The sequence below is a fragment of the Halomonas sp. M20 genome (genome assembly GCF_020622265.1).
GTDB lineage: Bacteria > Pseudomonadota > Gammaproteobacteria > Pseudomonadales > Halomonadaceae > Modicisalibacter.
The window spans coordinates 435951-457997 of record NZ_JACNMQ010000001.1 but is presented as its reverse complement, the minus strand read 5'-3'; the positions used below and the strand labels follow the sequence as shown (position 1 = coordinate 457997).

Genomic DNA, 22047 nt, shown 5'->3' with positions numbered 1-22047 from the left:
ACCATTCTACTGGGTTTTCTCATAATGAACGCTATCCAAGGTCGAGTGGCACATGAAATACCGCTGACTGGGCCCGGTCTTTTGGCTGTTTATCGTCACTCATCTGATTGATTTTCGCGTCTGACACTCTATGCGCTTGACCACGAAAGGACGCTACGCCGTCACCGCCATGCTCGATCTGGCTCTGCACGCCAGTCAACGCCCGGTCAGCCTGGCGGATATTTCCCGGCGTCAGGATATTTCGCTGTCCTATCTCGAGCAGCTGTTCGCTCGGCTGCGTCGCGCCATGCTGGTGACCAGCGTGCGCGGTCCTGGCGGCGGTTATCGACTGGCCGTGGCACCGGGGCAGGTCTCCGTCGCCCGAGTCATCGATGCCGTGGATGAATCCGTGGATGTGACTCGCTGTCAGGGAATGGCGGATTGCCAAGCAGGCCATACCTGCCTGACCCACCATCTATGGAGCGAACTCTCCGACGAGATTCATGGCTTTCTCGATGGCGTGTCTCTGGCGGACCTGATCGATCGCCATGAAGTGCGTAGCATTGCCGCTCGGCAACGGCTCACGACTGATACGATCGTCATCGATACACTCTAATTGTTCCAGGACGACAAATACGCTCATGGCCACGACTGCCTCCATCTATCTCGATTATGCCGCCACGACACCGGTCGATCCTCGGGTCGCCGACATCATGGCGCGTCATTTGACCCTGGACGGCATCTTCGCCAACCCGGCTTCTCGTAGCCACATGCTTGGCTGGCAGGCAGAGCAGACCGTGGAGGGTGCTCGTCGTCAGGTGGCGGATCTGATCAATGCCGATCCTCGGGAAATTGTCTGGACCTCCGGCGCCACCGAGGCGGATAACCTGGCACTGACCGGCTTCATGCGTGCCAACCGTGGCCGAGGACGTCATCTTGTCACCTCGAGTATCGAGCACAAGGCCGTCGTCGACACCGCAAGCGCCCTGGAAGCGGAAGGGTTCGACGTCACCTGGCTGTCCCCGGAACCTGATGGGCGCATCTCGCCTGGGAAGCTCGCCCAGGCGATGCGGGACGATACCGTGCTGGTGTCGCTGATGGCGGTCAACAACGAACTCGGCGCCATCAACGACCTGGCGGCCCTGTCTGAGGTCGTCCACGCTCGCGGCGCCGCCTTCCACGTGGACGCGGCCCAGGCAACGGGACGCATCGAACTGGATGTAGAGCGCCAGGGCATCGATCTGATGTCACTGTCGGGTCACAAGGCCTATGGCCCCAAGGGCATCGGTGCGCTCTATGTGCGCCGCAGCCCAGATATTCGTGTCGAAGCGTTGATCCATGGCGGCGGTCACGAGCGCGGCATGCGCTCCGGCACCTTGCCGACCCACCAGATTGCCGGCATGGGTGAGGCCTTTGCCTTGGCCAAGAGCGAAGGAGAAGCGGATCAGGCGCGTATCGCCGGTCTTGCCGCCCGCTTTCTCGACGGGCTTGAAGACCTTGACAACGTCCATCGCAACACCCATGTCGATGTCTCGGTACCCAACATCGTCAACCTTGCGTTTGAGGGCATCGATGGGGAGTCGCTGTTGATGGCATTAAGAGGCATTGCCGTTTCCACCGGCTCGGCCTGCAACTCTGCAAGCGTCGAGCCGTCCTATGTATTGAAAGGCATCGGTATACCGCGAACGCGGGCACTGACATCGCTCCGTTTTAGCTTCGGGCGTTTCACCACCGACGCCGATCTCGATGCCGCGCTGGTAGAGCTGCGGCACGCGCTGAGCGCACTGCCCCATCATTAAGGAGGTTCTCATGACACAGTTTTCGATTACACCCGCCGCCGCTGAGCAGATCCATCGAGTGCTCGATGAGCGCGGTCACGGCCTCGGCCTACGAGTCAGCGTCAAGCCCAGCGGCTGCTCCGGCTACAGCTATGTGCTCGACTTTGCTGACCAGAAAGCGAGCAACGATGTCGCGTTTGAAGAACACGGCGCCAAGGTATTCGTCGCGCCAGAAGCGTTGACCATGCTTGACGGCAGTGAAGTCGACTATGTTTCGGAGGGGCTCAATCGCTTCTTTCGCTTCAACAACCCCAACGTCAAGGATCAATGCGGCTGCGGCGAGAGCTTTACCGTTTAAGGCTGCCAGCATACAGCTGCAGACATGGATGTCTTGATGCGTTATTGGCAGCAAATCGCTATAATGGCGCGATTTTTTCGATGACAAATCTACGTTCAATCATCGAATCATGTCTTTCGCGCCGCGTTTGCGGTGCTTTTGCCCCACATCCTGTTCACTTTATGGAGTTACACGAAATGGCTGATCAACGTACCCTGTCCATCATCAAGCCCGATGCCGTCGCGAAGAATGTGATTGGCGAGATTTACAGCCGTTTCGAGAAGGCCGGCCTCAAGATCGTCGCTGCCAAGATGCAGCATCTTTCCAAGGCGCAGGCGGAAGGTTTCTATGCCGAGCACAAGGAACGCGGATTCTTCAACGATCTGGTGGGCTTCATGACCTCCGGCCCGGTAATGATCCAGGTGCTCGAAGGTGACGATGCCATCGCCAAGAACCGCGACCTGATGGGAGCCACCAATCCTAAGGAAGCCGCACCGGGCACCATTCGCGCGGATTTCGCCGAGTCCATCGATGCCAATGCCGCTCATGGCTCCGATTCACCTGAGTCCGCCGAACGTGAAGTGGCTTACTTCTTCGGCAATGACGAGATCTGCCCGCGCGGTTGATCCGACGCCGCGGGGGCGCACAGCCCCCGCTCTCTGCTTCAAGACGTTTTCCACGACGTATCGATATCTCCATGACCGCACTCGCCTCTTCCGCATCGCCTGCCTCGAACGCTAAACGCACCAATCTGCTCGGCCTTTCCCGGGATCAGATGGAGGCGTTCTTCGTCTCCATCGGAGAAAAGAAGTTTCGCGCAACGCAAATGATGAAATGGATTCATCACGAAGGCTGCGACAACTTCGACGCCATGACCAACCTGTCCAAGCCGCTGCGCACACGCTTGGCTGAAGTAGCGGAAATACAAGGACCAAGCGTGGTCTACGAAGGCGCATCAAAGGACGGCACGCGCAAATGGGTGCTGGAGGTCGAAGGAGGCAGCTACGTGGAAACGGTGCTGATCCCTTCGGAAAACGGCAGCCGGCGTACGCTGTGCGTCTCCTCCCAGGTTGGCTGCACCCTGGACTGCAGCTTCTGCTCCACCGGCAAACAGGGATTTCAACGCAATCTGACCGCGGCGGAGATCATCGGTCAGGTGTGGGTCGCCTCTCGCAGCGCCGGGCCACGCAAGGACGGCATCAGTCGCCCGGTGACCAACGTGGTGATGATGGGCATGGGCGAGCCCCTGCTCAATTACGATAACGTCGTGCCGGCGATGAAGCTGATGCTCGACGACACTGCCTACGGGCTCTCCAAGCGTCGCGTCACTCTATCGACTTCTGGCGTCGTACCCATGATCGACAAGCTCGGGGACGAACTGGACGTGAGCCTGGCCATTTCCTTGCACGCGGCCAATGACGAATTGCGTAACGAATTGGTCCCGCTCAATCGCAAGTACAATATCCGCGCCCTGCTGGATGCCTGCCAGCGTTACCTGGCGAAAGGTGCCGAACGACGCGTGGTAACCATCGAGTATACCCTGATCAAGGATGTCAACGATCAGCAGGCGCATGCCGAGCAGCTTGCAGCGCTACTGAAGGAGCTGCCCTGCAAGATCAATCTGATTCCCTTCAATCCTTTTCCTCATTCCGGCTACGAGACGCCTTCCCGCAATCAGGCCATGCGCTTTCAGCAGTGGCTGTACGACCTGGGCTATACGGCACCGATCCGCATGACCCGGGGCGATGACATCGACGCGGCCTGCGGTCAATTGGTCGGGCGAGTCAAGGACAAAACACGGCGTCATGAGCGCTATATTCAATCGATACAGATCGACGCCGATTAGCCATGATAGGCCAACCTTGACTTCGAGCGCTGACAACGCTTTGATGAGTACGTTTTGTCTAATACTAACGTTAACTAGGGAGTTGCTGAATAAATCGCCGAGCGAAATAAGCGGGCGTCGCACGTCGTAAGACGCACGGAGCGCAGAAAACGAGACATAACATGATGTTAGGCGAGTTTTCGAGCACCGCGCAACGCAGCGATTCGTTCGCGTAGGCATTTATGCAATGATTCCTTAACCCAGTCATTTTTTGGCGCTTGCTGCAGCCTTGTCAGAGCCTGCTCATAGAGGGTCCCATGAGCCTATTTCGCTATTCCCCGATGCTCGTCAGGCTATGCGCCGTACTGCTCGCCATCACAGGGTTGTCGGGCTGCGCCGTCGAGACCGGGCCTGGCCTGAACAATGCGGCAACGGATGACAAGCAGGCCCTCGAACTCAACACCACCATGGCCATCGAGTACATGGAACAGGGCAACCTGCCCCGGGCTCAGGCCAAACTCGACCGGGCCCTTGAAATCGACCCCGATTCTCCTCGAGCACTGCAGGTCCAGGCACTGCTCTATCAACGCCAGGGCGAAAACGCCATGGCGGATCGCTTTTTTCGCCGAGCACTGGCCATCGAATCTGGATTCACCCAAGGTCGCAACAACTATGCGGCTTTCCTGTATTCCCAAGGCCGTATCGAGGAGTCCTGCACCCAGCTCGAACGCGCAGCTCAGGACATCAAGTACACCAACCGTGCCCAGCTACTCACCAATCTAGGCCTATGCCAATGGGAGCTTGGGGATGCCGCCGCCGCACGCAGTAGTCTGAAGCGCGCCCAGGCGGTAAATCCACGCAGTGCCCGCAGCTACCTGGTGCTTGCGCGCATCGACCACGCCCAGGGCAATGACCGGCGGGCCTGGGAGCAGCTGCAATCCTTCATTCGTCTGGCCGGCACCACGCCGGAAAGCCTGAAACTGGCAGAACAGCTCGCTAGAGTTCGAGGCGAGAGCGCCTCCGCTGCTTTCTACTCGCGCCAACTCGATGCCCGAGACGACCCTTGACCCCCGAATCGAAGAGGAAGGCTCATCCATGAGCGATATACAAGAACGACAGCAAACCAGTTTCGAGCCAGCGCATCCCGGGTCAGCCGGCAAGCTCTTGAAAGGCGAGCGCGAGCGTCAAGGGCTCAGCCTCGAGGAAGTGGCCATACAGCTCAACCTGCGCCCAGCGGTTGTCGCGGGGCTGGAGGCGGACCGCTACGATGAAGTGCCCATCACCGCCTACCGCCGAGGTTACCTGCGTGCCTATGCCCGCCTGATGGGAATCGATGAACGCGAAGTCGTGGACATCTACAACAGCCAGCACGGCCACAGCGATCACGAGCGCAAGGTCGCCCCGGTACACAACGCCAAGCAACCTTCCCGGGTCGGCCCCTGGGTCTTCAAGCTGGTGACGGTACTGGTCATCCTGGGCCTGATCGCCTTGACGCTACTGTGGTGGCAAAGCCGCAATGGTAACGACATCGTCGACGGATTGGGGCTCGGGGAATCCGCGGAAATGGAAATCTCGGAGGATGGATCGGAGAACGATCCGGATGGCGCGGCCACTGACAACCCCGCCGCTTCCGGCGAAAACGATGCCGACCTGCCTCCGCTGCCGGCGGAAGACGAAGAATTGGGATTGGTCGATGACAGTGCCACGAACGATGAAGCCGTGGGTGATTCCGCAACCAATGATGACACCGCCAGCATGATCGAACCGGCCACCGCGCCGGATATGTCCGATGCGGGCACTGATGCTGCGAACGGGCAGCCTGAAGAGCAGGCCACCGACGCCAATGATGCCGACGAGACAGCTCCGGCCGTGACTCCGCCGGATAGCCGACGTCTTGCCTTCGTTTTCAACGAGGAGTCCTGGACCGAGGTCTTCGACGCTAGTGGGGAACGTATCCTGGTCGGCCTGCAAGCGGCGGGCACCGAAGCCACCGCGGAAGGCGAACCTCCCTTTCGTTTGACCATAGGCAATGCCGATGACGTCGAATTGCGGTATCGTGGCGAAGAGATAGATCTCGGCACCCGGGCCGCCGGTACCAATGTCGCCCGTTTCACTTTGGGAGAATGAACCAGTCCTATGCACGCTCAATCTCCGATCAAGCGTCGCAAGTCGCGCCAGATTCACGTTGGCTCCGTGGCGGTAGGGGGTGATGCCCCTATCTCCGTACAAAGCATGACCAATACCGACACCCTCGATGTCGATGCCACCGTGGCCCAGATCGAACGCCTGGAAACCGCAGGGGCCGATATCGTTCGCGTCTCGGTCCCCACCATGGACGCAGCGGAAACCTTCGGCCGTATCAAGCAGCGGGTCAACGTCCCCTTGGTGGCGGATATTCATTTCGATTACAAGATCGCCCTGCGGGTCGCCGAGCTAGGCGTAGATTGTCTGCGCATCAATCCCGGCAACATCGGTCGCGAAGATCGGGTACAGGCTGTCGTCAGCGCCGCCCGAGACAACGGCATCCCGATTCGCATCGGTGTGAACGCGGGCTCCCTGGAAAAGGACCTGCAGAAAAAATACGGCGAGCCGACACCGGCCGCGCTGGTCGAATCCGCCCTGCGCCATATCGATCATCTCGAGCGCCTCGATTTCCCCGACTTCAAGGTCAGCGTCAAGGCCTCCGATGTGTTCATGGCGGTGGCCGCCTATCGCGAGCTTGCCAGTCGCATCGAGCAACCGCTGCATCTGGGAATCACCGAAGCCGGTGGCCTGCGCGCCGGTACCGTCAAGTCCTCGATCGGCCTGGGGATGCTGTTGATGGATGGCATCGGCGATACCATTCGCGTGTCTCTTGCCGCAGACCCGGTCGAGGAGATCAAGGTCGGTTTCGACATGCTCAAGAGCCTCAAGCTGCGCGCCAAGGGCATCAATTTCATCGCCTGTCCCAGCTGCTCGCGGCAGAACTTCGACGTCATCGGCACCATGAACGAACTCGAGATGCGACTTGAAGATGTCATGACGCCGCTTGACGTCTCGGTCATTGGCTGTGTGGTCAACGGCCCGGGTGAAGCCAAGGAGACCGACATCGGCCTGACCGGTGGCGATCCGGCCAATCTGGTCTATATCGACGGCAAACCCGCCTCCAAGCTGCGTAACGACCATCTGGTCGACGATCTCGAGCGCTTGATTCGCGACAAGGTACGCGAAAAAGAGATCGCCCAGGAAGACGTGATCGCGCGTCAAAGCTGACGTACCGTTTCGGCGCGACGCCGTAGCGGGTAAGATAGCCCGTCGATCGGTATGTCAGGAGCACTTTCTTGAAAAATATCCAGGCCATTCGGGGCATGAACGACCTGTTGCCGGAACAATCGCCACTCTGGCAGTATTTCGAGGCGCAAATCCGGTCGTTGATGCGCCGTTATGGCTATCTCGAGATTCGCACGCCCATTCTGGAACAGACCGCCCTGTTCGCCCGATCCATCGGCGAGGTCACCGATATCGTCGAAAAGGAGATGTACACCTTCGAGGATCGTAACGGCGACAGCCTGACCCTGCGCCCGGAAGGCACCGCCAGCTGCGTGCGGGCCGCCATGGAAAATGGCCTGCTGCACAACCAGACCCAGCGCCTGTGGTATCAGGGCCCGATGTTTCGTCACGAACGTCCTCAGAAAGGGCGCTATCGCCAGTTTCATCAGGTCGGTGTCGAGACCTTCGGCATTGAAGGTCCGGATATCGATGCGGAGATCATCCTGCTCTCGGCACGATTGTGGGAGGCGCTAGGCCTCTTTGAGCACGTCACTCTGGAACTCAACTCCCTGGGGTCGCTCGAGGCCCGGCGTGCTTATCGCGAGACACTGACCGCCTATTTCGAATCTCACTTTGACCTTCTTGACGAGGATTCGCGCCGGCGCCTGTCGAGCAACCCCCTGCGCATCCTCGACTCCAAGAACCCCGCCATGGCGGAGATGCTGGCCCAGGCGCCGCAGCTGCTCGAGTATCTTGACGATGAATCCCGGGCACACTTTGCAGCCCTCACGGATCTGCTCGATGCAGCAGGCATTGCCTATGTCATCAACCCTAGGCTGGTGCGCGGGCTCGACTACTATTCACGTACCGTGTTCGAGTGGACCACCACGGCGCTTGGCAGTCAGGGCACCGTGTGCGCCGGCGGACGTTACGACGGCCTGGTGGAACAGCTTGGGGGCAAGCCGACCCCGGCGGTGGGATTTGCCATGGGCGTCGAACGCCTGATTCTGCTGCTTGAAACCCTGAATCTCGTTCCCGCGGAAAGTCAGCGCGGGCCGGATGCCTATCTGCTGGCCATGGGCGAGCGCGCCGAACGCGAGGCACTGCTGTTGGGCGAAAGGCTTCGCGACGCCCTGCCCCATCTTACGCTGCAGGTGCACTGCGGCGGCGGCAGCTTCAAGAGCCAGATCAAGAAGGCAGACAAGAGCGGCGCGCAACTGGCCCTGATCCTGGGTGAAGACGAACTCGATCAAGGCACTTTGGGTCTCAAGTTTCTACGCGAAGACCGCGATCAGGAAACCTTGACCGATGCCACGATGATCGAACGCTTGCAGGAATTGTTACGCTAGACCGACGCAGCCAATTATCAGAAAGATGAGGAGACCGCCCGTGGCGGAGCTACAAACCGAAGAAGAGCAGCTTGACGCACTCAAGCGCTGGTGGAAGGAAAATGGCACGTCGCTGATCGCCGGTGTCGTGATCGCCATCGCCGGCGTGCTGGGCTGGAATGCCTGGCAGAACTACCAGGCGAATCAGTCCGAAGCCGCTTCGCTGCGTTATCAGGAACTTTTGTCTCTTGCGAGCCAGGAGGAGTTGTCCGATGACGCCCAAAGCCGAGCCCAGCAGCTGGTGGGTGAGATCATCGACAACCATGACGGCACGCTTTATGCGGATCTCGCCACGCTGCTGCGGGCACGCATGGCAGTCTCTAAGGATGACTACGAATCGGGTAGCACCACCCTCGAAGCGCTGATCGCCTCTACCGATCGTGATTATCTCAAGGGATTGGCGCGGCTACGCCTGGCACGACTTCAGCTGGCGCAAGACGAGGCCGAGCAGGCACTTGCCACTCTTGAATCCGGGGTACCCGACTCCCTGACGGCGCAACGTGCCGATACCCGGGGCGACATTCTCATCGCCCTGGATCGCGATGACCAGGCCCGGGAAGCTTATCGGCAGGCGCTGCAACTATCCCAGGAAGCCGGACAGCCCGTCTATGGTATACAGCTCAAACTCGACGACCTGGGAGCGAAGGACATTACGCTATGAAACTTACTCATTTGCTCGTACCTACCGTGCTGGTCACTCTGCTGGCTGGCTGTGCCGGCAAGGTCGAGCCGAAATACCCACCCAAGGATCTCGAGTCTTTTGATACCCGGGTCGAACTGAACAGCCTTTGGGATCAAGGCATCGGTGACGGCCTGGGTATCGCAGGCTATCCGATCACCCCAGCGCTGGAAGATGGCCGCGTGTTTGCCGCGGATCAATCCGGATTGGTGCGGGCCATCGACGCTGCCAGCGGTGAAACGCTTTGGCAGAAAGAGCTGAACACACCGATTTCAAGCGGGCTGACCGCCGTTGCCGACCGCGTGTATCTTGGTACTCGCAACGGTGAAGTGCTCGCTCTCGACCAGGCGGATGGCACGGAGCTCTGGCGCTCTCGGGTATCCAGCGAAGTGCTCGCCCCGCCTCAAGCCAATCGCCGCCTGCTGGTGATTCAGAGCGTCGATGGGGCAGTAACGGCACTCGATCGCGAAACCGGTGCCGAGCACTGGGTCTATACCGCCAATCAGCCGGCGTTGACCCTGCGCGGCACCGGAACGCCTCGAGTGATCGAACAGGTCACCTTCGCCGGTTTTGCCAATGGACGCCTAGTGACCCTCGACAACCGTAGCGGCCAGCCGCTGTGGGATCTGCGGGTTGCCGTTCCCCAGGGGCGCAGCGAAGTCGGCCGTTTGGTGGACCTGGACGGGCAACCCCTGTTGACTCGGGATGGGCGCCTCTATGTCACCAGCTACAACGGTCGTCTGCTGGCCCTGGAAGCCACCAGTGGCGAAATCCTGTGGTCTCGGGAAGAATCGAGCTATCTCACGCCATTGCTGGTTGGTGATACGCTGATCACCGTAAACGACGCAAGCCACGTGCTAGCCCTGGACGCGCTTTCAGGCCGCCTGCTATGGGAATCCGATGCCCTGGAAGGCCGCTGGTTGACCTCACCGGCCCTTGTCGGTGGGGATATTGCGCTAGGCGACTACGAAGGCTACGTGCATCTGCTCGCACTCGATAGCGGCAGGTTCGTCGGCCGGCGTGATATTGGCGGTGATGGCATCAGTCTACCGCTGCTCACCGGCGATGGCCGACTTTTCGCGCTGACCAACGACGGTGAGCTGAGCGCCTTCGCTATTGAATCGACCGAGGATTGAACGCGCATACCATGAACCCCGTAATCGCCCTGGTGGGCAGGCCAAACGTAGGCAAGTCCACCCTCTTCAACCGTCTGACCCGTACCCGGGATGCCCTGGTGGCGGACTTCCCCGGGCTGACCCGGGATCGCAAGTACGGCAACGGCCAGCTGGGCGGCAAGACCTATACGGTCATCGATACCGGTGGCATCAGTGGCGATGAAGAAGGCATCGATGCGGTCATGGCGGAACAGTCCCTGGTGGCCATCGACGAAGCGGACATCGTGCTGTTCATGGTGGATGCCCGGGCCGGGCTGAACGTTGCCGACGAGGCCATTGCCAACCATCTACGAGTCAATCAGAAGAAGACCTGGCTGGTGGTCAACAAGACCGATGGCCTGGAAGAACATTCGGCAATGGCGGATTTCTGGACCTTGGGCATTGGCGATCCACATGCCATTGCCGCAGCCCATGGGCGCAACGTCACGGCGCTGATCGACGAAGTGCTGGCGCCGTTTCCCGAACGCGGCGAAGGCTATGCGACCCCTGCTACGGATAAAGGCATTCGTATCGGCGTGATCGGGCGACCCAACGTGGGCAAGTCGACCCTGGTCAATCGGCTTCTGGGCGAGGAGCGGGTGGTGGTGTTCGACGAGGCCGGCACTACCCGGGATGCCATCGAAATCCCCTTCGAGCGGCGTGGTCGCCCTTACGTGCTGGTGGATACCGCCGGTGTCCGGCGGCGCAAGAATGTCAGCCTGGTGGCGGAGAAATTCTCCATCATCAAGACCCTGGAGGCGATCAAGGAGTGTCATGTCGCCATCGTGGTGCTCGATGCCAGAAGCGGGCTCGTGGAACAAGACCTGCATCTACTCGATTACGTGCTGACTTCCGGACGCGCTCTGGTGCTGGCGGTCAACAAGTGGGACGGCCTGGAAAGCGAGCAGCGCGACAAGATGCGCGCCGACATCAAACGGCGCCTGGGCTTTGCCGACTATGCGGACCTGCACTTCATCTCGGCGCTGCACGGCACCGCTGTCGGCGATCTGTATCCGTCCATCGAGCGCGCCTTCAAGGCCGCCAACGGTCACTGGTCCACCAACCGTCTCACCACCATTCTGCAGGACGCGGTGAGCGAGCATCAGCCCCCGCTGGTACATGGCCGCCGTATCAAGCTGCGCATGGCCCACCAGGGCGGCAGCAATCCGCCGATCATCGTCGTGCACGGCAATCAGACGAAATCCCTGCCGGAAGCCTACCGACGCTATTTGACCAACACCTTCCGCAAGGTGCTGAAAATTCGCGGTACGCCGGTGCGCTTCGAGTTTCGCTCCGGGGACAATCCCTTTGACAGCGATGCCAACGCAAGCGATCGTGAAAAAGCCAAGAAGCGGGAGCTGGCGAGAACCAAGGAAGCAGCACGCAAGAGTCGTCGCTAGGGAATTGCTGAATAAATCGCCGAGCGAAATGAAGTGCAAGGCGCACGGAGCGCAGAAAACGAGACATAACATGGGGTTAGGCGAGTTTTCGAGCACCGCGCAACGCAGCAATTCGTTCGTGTAGGCATTTATGCAGTAATTCCTTAGACGCCTGCCTGACTACCCACCCACTGGCAGGCAAACTGCCAGGCCGCGCGTCCGCTTCTGACGCCACGCAAGGTGGCATAGCGCAATGCTTCCGTTCGAGCCTCATCGTTCCATTGCACATTCTGGTCAAGATACGCGACCCAGTGTCGGCACGCCTGCAGGTAGGTGTCCTGATCGAAGGCACGAAAGGAAAGCCACAGGCCGAAACGATCCGACAGCGAGATTCGCTCCTCCACCGCATCGCCATGATGAAGCTCATTGCCGACCAGGCGCGTCTGGGCGTTGTCCTCCATCGACTCCGGAAGCAGGTGGCGGCGGTTGGAAGTCGCATACAGCAGCACATTTTTCGGCGGACCGGTCAGGGTGCCATCGAGTACGCTCTTGAGGGCCTTGTAGCCATCGTCACTGCCCTCGAAGGAGAGATCGTCGCAATAGACGATGAAGTGATGCGCCGTATCGCGCAGCTGTTGCACCAGAACCGGCAGCCCCACCAGGTCATGACGATCCACCTGAATGAGTCGTAACCCCTCTGATGCAAGACCGTTGAGCAATGCTCGCACCAAGGACGACTTGCCGCTGCCACGAGCACCCCAAAGCAGCGCATGGTTGGCGGGCAAGCCTTGCAGAAATGCACGAGTATTGGTCAATAACGCACCTTTTTGCCGCTCGATACCGATCAAATCATCCAGCCCCACGCTATCCCGAGGCGCGATGGGCAACAGTTGGCCACCCAATGAATGGCGCTGCCACAGAGCGGCCACATCGCGCGTCCAATCCAATTCTGGCGGCTGAGGTGGCAGCCAGGCCTCGACCCGATCGAGTAGTCGAATCAAGCGTTGGCTCAGTTCCGCATCCATGAATACAGGGCTCCTTGTCGACAATGGTTGACGCTGGAAGTCATCCGGGTATCTTGAAGCTCAACACCACTTCGGTCCAGATAGATAATGTTCAGAAATCAGGAAAACCGTATGAAATGGATCAACCGTAGCGCATTGGGAGCATTGCTCATCTCCCTCGTGGCTTGCAGCCAATCTCCCACCGGACGCTCCCAGTTGACGCTGTTTTCCGATGAACAGCTTAGCGAAATGGGGGGGCAAAGTTTTGCTCAATACGAGAAAGAACTTCCCGTAGTCCAAGGACAAGCCAATAGCTATGTGCAGTGTGTTGCGCGGGCGATCACCCAAGAGCTTGAGTCCGGCGGTCAGTGGGAGGTCAAGGTATTCAAGGATGACTCCGCCAACGCCTTCGCGCTGCCCGGCGGCCACATCGGGGTCAATACCGGTCTGCTCAATGTGGCGAAGAACCAGGATCAACTGGCAGCGGTCATCGGTCACGAAATCGCTCACGTTCTGGCAAGCCATGCCAACGAGCGCGTCTCTCAGCAGGCGGCGACTCAAACCGGTCTATCCGTCTTTCAGGCGGCGGCTGGGCTCAATAGCGCCGGTGGTCAGCAGCTGATGGGGCTGCTCGGCATGGGCGCTCAGTATGGCATTCTGATGCCATTCTCCCGCAAGCAGGAGAGTGAGTCGGATGTGTTGGGCCTGGATCTGATGGCCCGGGCCGGATTCGACCCACGAGCCAGTATCGACCTGTGGCAGAACATGTCCGCCAACAGCAACGGTCAGCCGCCGGTATGGATGTCGACCCACCCCAGCCACGGTCAGCGCATCGACCTTCTGCAAGCCCAGATGAACGACGCCATGAGCTACTACCAGCAGGCCCAGGCAGCAGGCAAGACCCCTAACTGCCAGAGCCCAGGCTGATGGTGCGATGGGGTTCGCTGCTGCTGATTCTGCCGCTTGTCATACTGATGGGCGTCTACTTCTGGGAGCTTGGCGACATACGCGAATGCCAGCTCTCGGGAGGTTACTGGGACGCCATTGCATCGGCTTGCCGAGAGCAGCCACAGCCTTTTAACCCTTTCATCGAGCGACATTCGCTACTGGTGAACGGCGGCATGCTGCTCTCAGTGTTGGGGCTTGTAATGTGCTTTGTCGGGCTTTATACCCGGCGCTAGATCATGCACCTATACTTTTCCTACCCGAGCCTAGCTCGGGCGAAGCTGCTTGCGCAGAGCAGCAGTCTCGGGTCGCACATCACGCCACAGAAAGAAGGACTCCGCTGCCTGCTCGATGAGCATGCCCAGGCCATCCGCGGTGCGGGCATCGTGCTCCGCGGACCAGCGCAGGAACGCGGTAGGCTCATTTGCGTACATCATGTCGTAGGCTAGGGCATCATCGGCAAACACATCCTCTGGCAGGGGCGGACACTCCCCGCCCAGGCTGGCACTGGTGCCGTTGATGACCAGATCGAACGTTCCCACTATTTCATCGAAGCCGCCGCTGGTGGTCTCTCCCAATCCAGCAAATGCCTTGGCCAGCCGGTGCGCCTTCTCCGGGGTGCGATTGGCGATCATCAGGGTCGCCGGCTGTGTCGCCAACAGGGGCTCGAGAATGCCACGTACCGCTCCCCCTGCGCCTAATACGAGAATACGCGCTTTCTCCAGCGGGGCGGCCTGCGCCTGAAGATCGCGCACCAGTCCGATGCCATCGGTGGTATCACCAAAAATCTCGCCATTTCGATCCAGCACCAGGGTATTCACCGCGCCAGCAAGCCGTGCGCGAGGGCTGAGTACATCGCTCAAACGATAGGCGTCTTCCTTGAAAGGCACGGTCACGTTGGCACCACGACCCCCTGCGGCAGCGAAATCCCGCCAGGCGCCGGCAAAATCTTCCAGGGGCGCCTCGATCGCCTCATAGGTCATTTCTTCGCCGGTCTGTTCGGCGAAAGCCGCATGAATCCTGGGCGACAGGGAGTGGCTGATGGGATGACCAAATACGCAGTAACGATCGCTCATGGAAAACTCCGCTTTAAATATTCAATGTCTCAGTGAGCGCTTTGCGGTTCCTGATTCAACCAATCCCGGGGCCGCAGATAATCCCGATAAAGCACCTCTTCCCGGCTACCGGGTTCCGGCGTCCAGCCATAGTGCCACTCGACGACCGGCGGCATGGACATGAGAATCGACTCGGTGCGCCCGCCGCTCTGCAGGCCAAACAGAGTGCCCCGATCCCAGACCAGATTGAACTCCACGTAGCGCCCACGACGATAAAGCTGGAACGCGCGCTCCCGCTCGCCGTAGTCGTCATCTCGCCGGCGCTTGAGAATCGGCAGATAGGCGTCGAGAAAGCTATCGCCCACGGCGCGCTGGAACGCGAAGCAGCGCTCGAATTCCCACTCGTTGAGATCGTCGAAAAACAGGCCGCCGACGCCCCGGGTCTCATCCCGATGCTTTAAATAGAAATACTCGTCGCACCAGCGCTTGTAGCGCGGATAGACATCGTCACCGAAAGCCGCGCAGGCGTCGAAAGCCGTCTGGTGCCAGTGCACCACGTCCTCTTCGACCGGGTAGAAAGGCGTCAAATCATAGCCGCCCCCGAACCACCACACTGGCAATTCGCCCTCTTTCTCGGCAATGAAGAACCGTACGTTGCCGTGGCTGGTGGGTACGTAGGGGTTATGTGGGTGCAGCACCCAGGAAACGCCGACCGCATGAAAGCTGCGCCCTGCTAGTTCGGGTCGCGCTGCGGTGGCCGAAGGAGGCAGCGTGGCGCCAAACACGTGGGAGAAATTGACCCCGCCTTTCTCGAATACTGTACCATTCTCGATCACCCGGGAACGTCCCCCGCCACCTTCCGGACGCTCCCAGGCATCTTCATGAAAATCCGCGCCGTGGTCTTCATCCGCCAGGGCCTGGCAAAGCCGGTCCTGCAGGTCCAGCAGATAGCGTTTGACGTCTTCGAGGTTGGCGTGAGCCACAGACAACTCCTTGGATTTGGTACTTCCCGGTATTCAATCGCGCAGTATCTCGCCGCTGCGCAAGTCACGAATGGTACTGGGTCGAGCATAGCCGCCAAGCGCCCCTTCGACCACGTGAACGGCGCGACCAAAATAGTCTCGAATAGTGGCGCTATCGAGGGCCGGTGGCTGTCGGGCAGGATTGGCGGAAGTGGAAACAAGTGGGCCGCCGAAGGCGGCGCAGAGAGCGGTGACCAGAGGATGATCGCTGACCCGCAACGCCACGCTTGCATGCTCACCGCGCAACAGCGGGTGTGAGCGGCCATTGTGCGGCACCAGCCAAGTGACATGACCCGGCCAGCTGGTACTCAGGCGTTGACGATCATTCGCGTTCAGTTCGCTCAGCCAGGGATCGAACTGATGGATGTCCCCTGCAATCAGGATGAGTCCTTTAGCCGGATCGCGCTGCTTGAGATCGAGCAGTGCCTGCAGCGCGGCGGCATTATCCGGATCACACCCCAGCCCCCACACTGCCTCGGTGGGATAGGCAATGATACCGCCCTCCCGCAATACGGCGATGGCGGTTTCCAGGGCCTCGCGATCGATCATTCCAGACGCTCCGACTTGGCGAACAAGGCGCTGATTCTACCATGACGGCTATCACCCAGCAGCCGCCACGCGGCAAAGCATAAGGCTTGGGTTGAAAAAATCGGCGAGTGAAGTCCAGACGGGCACGCCGAGTCAAGGCACTTTTCAGGTAGCGCCTAGCGTGGCAAGCGTACCCATCCCCCCGGCGCCTGGGCCGCCCAGCCTTCGAGCTCCAACTCCAGCAGGCGCTGCTGGCAGTAAGGAAAATCCCGTCCGGACAGTTCGATCAGGGTATCCAGCGGTGTGGGGGAATCACTGAGCAGCGCCAACAGCGTATCGTCGTTTGCTGGCAGCGTATTGGAAGATGGTTCGGCTGGCATGGAAGCAGGCATGGCAACCGCCGTCATGCCCCACTGGCCCAGCTCGGCGAGAATATCCTCGACACAGGTGACCAGGGTCGCGCCCTGGCGCAACAAGGCAAGACAGCCCCGCGCCTGAGGATTGTGAATCGATCCCGGCAGCGTGAACACTTCACGGTTCTGCTCCATGGCCAGACGCGCACTGATCAGAGACCCGCTCTTTTCCGCCGCTTCGATGACCAATACGCCGAGAGTCAGCCCGGTGACGATACGATTGCGCCGAGGAAAGAACGCAGGATTGGCCCGCAGGGTCGGGGCATGCTCGCTGAGCAGCAAGCCCTCCCCTTCCAGCATGCGCCGATAAAGATCAGCGTGCCGAGAGGGATAGACGACATCGATGCCACAACCGAGCACGCCAATGCTGTGTCCGCCCGCCTGCAGCGCCGCATGATGGGCGCGACCATCGACGCCCAGGGCCATTCCGCTGACCACGCAAAAGCCACGCTCTGCCAGTTCCGTGGCAAAGCGTGCCGTGTTGCCCTGCCCTTCCCGGGTGGGTCTGCGTGTCCCTACGATTGCGATTCCTGGCGGCGCAAGCACCGCCAGGTTGCCTTTCGCCCAGAGCAGCGGCGGTGGGTCCGGCAACTCATCGAGCAACCTGGGCCACGCAGCATGAGCGGGTGTCAGTAAATGATGCGCGGGGTGTGCTGCCTCCCAGGCTAATGCTTGCTCTACCTTGGGCTGTAGCGGGCTCCTGTCAGGATGGTCGAGCCACAGGCGCAGGGCGTCACGAGGAGCGGCAGGCAACAGCGCCAGCCAGCCCTGAGGCCATTGGGGCTGGCGTTCACGCAGCTGCGCCAGGCGTCGCGGCCCCATGCCGGGCAGCAGGGACAGCACCAGCCAATCGGAAGCCGTCATGTTCTCAGCGCTGCCCTAAACGCGTAACCAGCGCATTGTCAGCCGGTGCGTGGACTCGATCACCCACTGCCAGACTGCGGCTGGCCTGCATGACCAGGGCATAGCTGAGGCGTTCATAGGCATGAAACACCATCAGCAATCCAGCGTCCTCTCCAGGCAAACGCAACGTTTGGTCGGTAACCGGGTCGACCACCTTTTCGCCGAGCTGTTCGACGGCCAGCACGTTTCCCGGGGCGAGCCCATCGCGACGCCCCAGATCCAGCGCCACCACATCAAGACGACCGATGTAGCGCACACCGCCGGGCACGGACAATATCCGACCTTCGCTCATGGCGGGGGCGGCACTGAGCCGAAATTCTGGCGCTGCCGGTAAACTCTCCAGCGGCAGCACCTTGTCGCCTGGACGAATCTCCTGACGTGACGACGTCACCTCGAGCAAGGTGATGTCGTTTTCCTGACGCAGGAAACGCGTCTCGCCCAGGGCTTCCATTTCAAGCCCGAGAAATTCGCCGGTATCCGGGTCCACGTAGCGCTGCCCGGGGCGATAGAGCCCATAGAGCCGCCCTGCCGGCAATTCACCGCGCACATAAAGGCGGTCGCCAGCACCGCTTAGAATGCGCTGATCATCTCCCCCGAGCACATACGCCGCGTTGTCGATATCGTTTGGACTCACAACGCGATTGCTTTCCAGAAAGCTGCGCAGGAGATCCCAGGGCAATGGCGCAATGTCGTCCCGGGCCGAAATACGATGCACCTGAGGCGAGAGCCGCAGAACGTTCTCGTTGCGCTGCAGTGCATCGCGAGAAATATCCTCTTTCAGTGCAGCCACCGCCGGCGACAAGAGCGCCAGGCAGATGGCACCCAGCGACCAACACGCCAGTCGCCGATGCCGCTTGGCTATATCCTTCGTTTTGCCCTTCGCTATGGCCTTCGTTATACCTTTTGGTATACCTCTCATCATGTGCATAGCCCGCTACCTGCCTTGTGTTTTGCAACGATCAGAACTTTTGTGTTTTGTCTGGTCCAATGAAGGAGCCCCTCAATTGAATGCGAAAGGTCTGTAAAGACATATCGGCCGGATTTCCCGATAGTTTGATACTATTGCATTCATGAGTGACTCTATGGTTCTGCTGATGAGTGAATCGTCTTACAATGAACGCATATTCTCGTACCACCGGATAACGGTATTACCAACGCCATGGCCAAATTAGAGATTCTCGAATTTCCCGATGAGCGCCTGCGCACCAAGGCCAAGCCCGTCGATATCGTCGACGACGAAATTTCGACCCTGGTCGACGACATGCTCGAAACCATGTACGACGCCAATGGCATCGGGCTGGCAGCAACTCAGGTGGATGTGCATCGGCGCGTGATCGTCATGGATGTCAGCGAAGACCACTCCCAGCCGCTGGTGTTGATCAACCCCGAGTACACTCCGCTGGACGATGAGCGTGAGCCCATGCAGGAAGGGTGCCTGTCTATTCCCGAGTACTATGCGGAGGTGCCGCGTGCCTTGCGGGTTCACCTCAAGGCGCTGGATCGCGATGGCAAGCCCTACGAGCTGGAAGCCGACGGCCTGCTTGCCCACTGCATTCAGCATGAGCATGATCATCTCGAAGGCGTGCTGTTCGTGGATTATCTGTCGCCGCTTAAGCGCGAACGCATCATGAAGAAGATGCAGAAGCGCCACCGGCAAATGCAGGAAGCATGATCTTTAGTTTTAAAAGGCCGGTCGATCCGGCCTTTGTCATTTTAGTCCTCTCGCTGCTCCGTTATCATTAGGCATCTGCTCCTTCATCATGGACGATTCTGATGTCGCCTTCCTTGCGAGTAATATTCGCCGGCACGCCGGACTTTGCAGCCGCCAGCCTGCAGGCACTGCTTGGCAGCGCCCATGAGCTTGTCGCCGTTTATACCCAGCCCGATCGTCCCGCCGGTCGAGGGCGCAAGCTGACGCCCAGTCCGGTCAAGGCGCTGGCCCTCGAACACGATCTTCCCGTGTATCAACCCGTTTCCCTGAAAGAGACAGAGGCCCAGCAAACGTTGGCCGGCCTTGAAGCGGATGTCATGGTAGTGGCAGCCTACGGCCTGATCCTGCCTCAGACGGTACTCGATACGCCGCGCCTGGGGTGTCTCAACGTGCATGCCTCTCTTCTGCCCCGCTGGCGAGGGGCCGCTCCCATTCAGCGCGCCATCGACGCCAGCGACAGCGAATCCGGCATCACCATCATGCAAATGGACGCGGGTCTCGATACCGGCGCCATGCTCCTGACCCGCAGCACGCCGATTGACGACGCCACCACCGGCGGCGAGTTGCACGATCGCCTGGCGCAACTGGGGGGCGAGGCGATCGTCACCGCCCTAGATGACTTGGCGGCGGGCAAGCTCACCCCGATGCCACAACCCGCTGAAGGGGTGACCTACGCTCATAAGCTGTCCAAGGCTGAAGCGCAGCTCGACTTCACCAGCCCTGCCCAGGCGCTGGCCCGGCGTATTCGGGCGTTCAACCCCTGGCCGGTGGCCTGGACGACCCTGAACGATCAACCGCTGCGGCTCTGGTTGGCCGAACCGGAAGAAGGCAATCCGGCGGCATCGCACCAGACCAGCCAATCCGGCACGCTATTGACGTCAGCGCCGGATGCGCTGCGTATCGCCTGCGGCCCCAAGGGAACAGAGGTGCTGCGGGTAACTCGTGCCCAGCTGCCCGGCGGCAAGGCGCTGACCGCGCAAGAACTGCTCAATGCCAAAGCCGAGCGCTTTGCGCCAGGGTCGCGCCTTGGCAATGCTCCTCAGGAGACTCATGAATGAATGATGCCCCCAGCGGACAAGGTGTTCGCGCCGTTGCCGCTCGCGCCCTGGTGCCGGTACTCACTGGCAAGGGCTCTCTTGCCAGCCTCGACGATGGCGCGGTCCCGGCCCGGGATCGCGCCTTCCTGCGCGCCTTGTGCTATGGGGTATGTCGAACCCTCCCCCGGCTCGAGGCGCTGGCACAAGAACTGCTGCGCAGCCCGTTCAAGGCCAGGGACGTGGATGTCCAGGCCTTGTTGTTGCTGGGTATTTATCAGCTGCTTTATCTGCGCGTACCGCCCCACGCGGCGGTGGGTGAAACCGCCGGCGCCGCGCGCCTGTTCAACAAAGAGTGGGCGACTCGCGTGCTCAATGGTTGCCTGCGCCGGCTGCAACGCGAAGCGGACGAGCTGCAGGCCAAGATAGATCGCGACCCCAGTACTGTCTGGTTGCATCCCACCTGGCTGCTCAAGACGCTGCGTCAGGCCTGGCCCGAGGATTGGCAGGCAATCGCCGAGGCCAACAATCACCCCGGCCCCATGACCCTGCGTATCAATCGCCGCCTTGGCAGTCGCGACGATTACCTGATGCGGCTGGAAGCTATCGGCAAGAGCGCCACCCGCTGTGAGCACGCACCGAACGGCATAACCCTTGCGGAGCCCTGCGATATCAACGAACTGCCCGGGTTTGCCGAGGGCGAGGCAAGCGTACAGGATGAAGCCGCGCAGCTCGCCGCGCAGCTCATGGCTCCCGCGCTCGAGAATCGGCCCGACGCCAAGGTGCTGGATGCCTGTTGCGCGCCCGGGGGTAAGACAGCTCATCTGCTCGAATCCTTCGATATCAACCTGACCGCCCTGGACAACGACGCGGTACGTCTGGCCCGGGTCAATGCAACCCTCAAGCGTCTGGATCTCAAGGCCCGACTCAAGCACGCGGACGCCAGCACCCTGGATTGGTGGGACGGCGCTGCTTTCGACGCCATCCTGCTCGACGCTCCCTGCTCCGGCAGTGGCGTGATTCGCCGCCACCCGGACATCAAGCGTCTGCGCCGCCCCTCGGACATCCGCGACCTGGCGAGCCTGCAAGGGCGCATGCTGGATACGCTATGGCAAACCTTGGCCCCCGGGGGCACGCTGGTTTATGCCACCTGTTCGGTCATACCGGAGGAGAACGCGGATGCCATCGATGCCTTTCTTGCACGTACTGACGATGCCGAGGCAACGACACCCAGCGAGGTCAGCTGGGGCCGCGCCGCGGGGGCAGGCCGTCAGCTGTTGCCAATTACCGCTGGCCACGACGGCTTCTTCTACGCGCGCCTAGTCAAGATGACCTAAGGCGGGTTCACGGAAACCGCCTATCATTGTAGTGGTGCACAAGACGCTGCATGTTTACCCCTGCATTCCAATACCTCTACATCGACATCGGCACAGGAGCCGCTTCATGCCCAGCCACATTTACAAGAAGATCGAACTGACCGGCTCGTCGCCCAAGGGAATCGAGGACGCCGTCGAGCAGGCGCTAGCCAAGGCCAACGAATCCTTGCACGACATGCGCTGGTTCGAAGTCACCGAGACCCGGGGGCATATCGAGCACGGCCGCATCGCCCATTGGCAAGTGACCGTCAAGGTCGGCATCACCCTGGACTGAAACTTCCACTCCCG

At 60.4% G+C, this 22047-nt stretch carries 24 protein-coding genes; 18 read left to right on the top strand and 6 right to left on the bottom strand.

Features of this window, described 5'->3' with window-relative positions; translation table 11 throughout:
- Positions 1–130 precede the first annotated feature (130 nt).
- The 12 genes from iscR to der all read left to right on the top strand — a co-directional run bounded on the left by iscR (position 131) and on the right by der (position 11789).
- Positions 131–595 (top strand): Fe-S cluster assembly transcriptional regulator IscR, encoded by a 465-nt coding sequence (iscR, locus tag H7850_RS02245; RefSeq protein ID WP_227367763.1) that lies wholly within the window; start codon positions 131–133, stop codon positions 593–595.
- A gap of 25 nt (positions 596–620) precedes the next feature.
- Positions 621–1778: an aminotransferase class V-fold PLP-dependent enzyme gene (locus tag H7850_RS02240; protein ID WP_227367762.1), complete on the top strand. Its 1158-nt coding sequence runs from the start codon at positions 621–623 to the stop codon at positions 1776–1778.
- Between the two features lie 10 nt (positions 1779–1788).
- Positions 1789–2115 carry a HesB/IscA family protein gene (locus H7850_RS02235; protein ID WP_227367761.1) on the top strand — a complete coding sequence of 109 codons (327 nt, stop codon included), beginning with the start codon at positions 1789–1791 and terminating at the stop codon, positions 2113–2115.
- A gap of 176 nt (positions 2116–2291) precedes the next feature.
- On the top strand, positions 2292–2720 hold the full coding sequence (ndk, locus tag H7850_RS02230; RefSeq protein WP_227367760.1) for a nucleoside-diphosphate kinase: 429 nt from the start codon (positions 2292–2294) through the stop codon (positions 2718–2720).
- Positions 2721–2791: 71 nt separating this feature from the next.
- Complete coding sequence (gene rlmN, locus H7850_RS02225; RefSeq protein ID WP_227367759.1) at positions 2792–3940, top strand: 23S rRNA (adenine(2503)-C(2))-methyltransferase RlmN; 1149 nt, start codon at positions 2792–2794, stop codon at positions 3938–3940.
- A gap of 296 nt (positions 3941–4236) precedes the next feature.
- Positions 4237–4986: a type IV pilus biogenesis/stability protein PilW gene (gene pilW / locus H7850_RS02220; protein WP_227367758.1), complete on the top strand. Its 750-nt coding sequence runs from the start codon at positions 4237–4239 to the stop codon at positions 4984–4986.
- A 28-nt stretch (positions 4987–5014) separates the two neighbouring features.
- On the top strand, positions 5015–6046 hold the full coding sequence (locus tag H7850_RS02215; RefSeq protein WP_227367757.1) for a RodZ domain-containing protein: 1032 nt from the start codon (positions 5015–5017) through the stop codon (positions 6044–6046).
- A gap of 9 nt (positions 6047–6055) precedes the next feature.
- Positions 6056–7171 (top strand): flavodoxin-dependent (E)-4-hydroxy-3-methylbut-2-enyl-diphosphate synthase, encoded by a 1116-nt coding sequence (gene ispG, locus H7850_RS02210; RefSeq protein ID WP_227367756.1) that lies wholly within the window; start codon positions 6056–6058, stop codon positions 7169–7171.
- A 68-nt stretch (positions 7172–7239) separates the two neighbouring features.
- The gene (gene hisS / locus H7850_RS02205) at positions 7240–8517 is read left to right on the top strand and encodes a histidine--tRNA ligase (RefSeq protein WP_264477200.1); all 1278 of its coding nucleotides are present in this window, start codon (positions 7240–7242) and stop codon (positions 8515–8517) included.
- Between the two features lie 40 nt (positions 8518–8557).
- A complete protein-coding gene (locus H7850_RS02200; protein WP_227367755.1) occupies positions 8558–9217 on the top strand; it encodes a YfgM family protein in 660 nt (219 codons plus the stop codon).
- Entirely contained in the window at positions 9214–10371 is a 1158-nt protein-coding gene (gene bamB, locus H7850_RS02195; RefSeq protein ID WP_227367754.1) for an outer membrane protein assembly factor BamB, read from the top strand. The genes H7850_RS02200 and bamB overlap by 4 nt, the downstream gene beginning before the upstream one ends.
- An 11-nt stretch (positions 10372–10382) precedes the next feature.
- Positions 10383–11789, top strand: a complete 1407-nt coding sequence (der, locus tag H7850_RS02190; RefSeq protein WP_227367753.1) for a ribosome biogenesis GTPase Der — start codon at positions 10383–10385, stop codon at positions 11787–11789.
- Positions 11790–11932: 143 nt separating this feature from the next.
- On the opposite strand, the gene H7850_RS02185 is transcribed toward der, so the two are convergent.
- Positions 11933–12793 (bottom strand): ATP-binding protein, encoded by an 861-nt coding sequence (locus H7850_RS02185; protein WP_227367752.1) that lies wholly within the window; start codon positions 12791–12793, stop codon positions 11933–11935.
- A 111-nt stretch (positions 12794–12904) separates the two neighbouring features.
- Here H7850_RS02185 and H7850_RS02180 point away from each other — a divergent pair, with 111 nt between their 5' ends.
- Entirely contained in the window at positions 12905–13699 is a 795-nt protein-coding gene (locus tag H7850_RS02180) for a M48 family metallopeptidase (protein ID WP_227367751.1), read from the top strand.
- On the top strand, positions 13699–13953 hold the full coding sequence (locus H7850_RS02175; protein WP_227367750.1) for a hypothetical protein: 255 nt from the start codon (positions 13699–13701) through the stop codon (positions 13951–13953). The genes H7850_RS02180 and H7850_RS02175 overlap by 1 nt, the downstream gene beginning before the upstream one ends.
- A gap of 30 nt (positions 13954–13983) precedes the next feature.
- Here the strand turns inward: H7850_RS02175 and aroE are convergent, their stop codons facing one another.
- From aroE to H7850_RS02150, 5 genes are all read right to left on the bottom strand, one after another.
- Positions 13984–14793 carry a shikimate dehydrogenase gene (gene aroE, locus H7850_RS02170; RefSeq protein ID WP_227367749.1) on the bottom strand — a complete coding sequence of 270 codons (810 nt, stop codon included), beginning with the start codon at positions 14791–14793 and terminating at the stop codon, positions 13984–13986.
- A 29-nt stretch (positions 14794–14822) separates the two neighbouring features.
- A complete protein-coding gene (gene hemF / locus H7850_RS02165; protein WP_227367748.1) occupies positions 14823–15755 on the bottom strand; it encodes an oxygen-dependent coproporphyrinogen oxidase in 933 nt (310 codons plus the stop codon).
- Positions 15756–15788: 33 nt separating this feature from the next.
- Positions 15789–16343 (bottom strand): L-threonylcarbamoyladenylate synthase, encoded by a 555-nt coding sequence (locus tag H7850_RS02160; protein ID WP_227367747.1) that lies wholly within the window; start codon positions 16341–16343, stop codon positions 15789–15791.
- Positions 16344–16498: 155 nt separating this feature from the next.
- Entirely contained in the window at positions 16499–17599 is a 1101-nt protein-coding gene (gene dprA / locus H7850_RS02155) for a DNA-processing protein DprA (RefSeq protein ID WP_227367746.1), read from the bottom strand.
- Between the two features lie 4 nt (positions 17600–17603).
- Complete coding sequence (locus tag H7850_RS02150) at positions 17604–18560, bottom strand: peptidoglycan-binding protein (protein WP_227367745.1); 957 nt, start codon at positions 18558–18560, stop codon at positions 17604–17606.
- Between the two features lie 237 nt (positions 18561–18797).
- Between H7850_RS02150 and def the strand changes: the two genes are divergently transcribed.
- The 4 genes from def (at position 18798) to H7850_RS02130 (ending at position 22033) form a co-directional block, all read left to right on the top strand.
- Positions 18798–19310 carry a peptide deformylase gene (def, locus tag H7850_RS02145; RefSeq protein ID WP_227367744.1) on the top strand — a complete coding sequence of 171 codons (513 nt, stop codon included), beginning with the start codon at positions 18798–18800 and terminating at the stop codon, positions 19308–19310.
- Between the two features lie 101 nt (positions 19311–19411).
- Positions 19412–20407 (top strand): methionyl-tRNA formyltransferase, encoded by a 996-nt coding sequence (gene fmt, locus H7850_RS02140; protein WP_227367743.1) that lies wholly within the window; start codon positions 19412–19414, stop codon positions 20405–20407.
- On the top strand, positions 20404–21720 hold the full coding sequence (rsmB, locus tag H7850_RS02135; RefSeq protein WP_227367742.1) for a 16S rRNA (cytosine(967)-C(5))-methyltransferase RsmB: 1317 nt from the start codon (positions 20404–20406) through the stop codon (positions 21718–21720). The genes fmt and rsmB overlap by 4 nt, the downstream gene beginning before the upstream one ends.
- Positions 21721–21826: 106 nt before the next feature.
- On the top strand, positions 21827–22033 hold the full coding sequence (locus H7850_RS02130; RefSeq protein ID WP_048308428.1) for a dodecin: 207 nt from the start codon (positions 21827–21829) through the stop codon (positions 22031–22033).
- Positions 22034–22047: the final 14 nt, after the last annotated feature.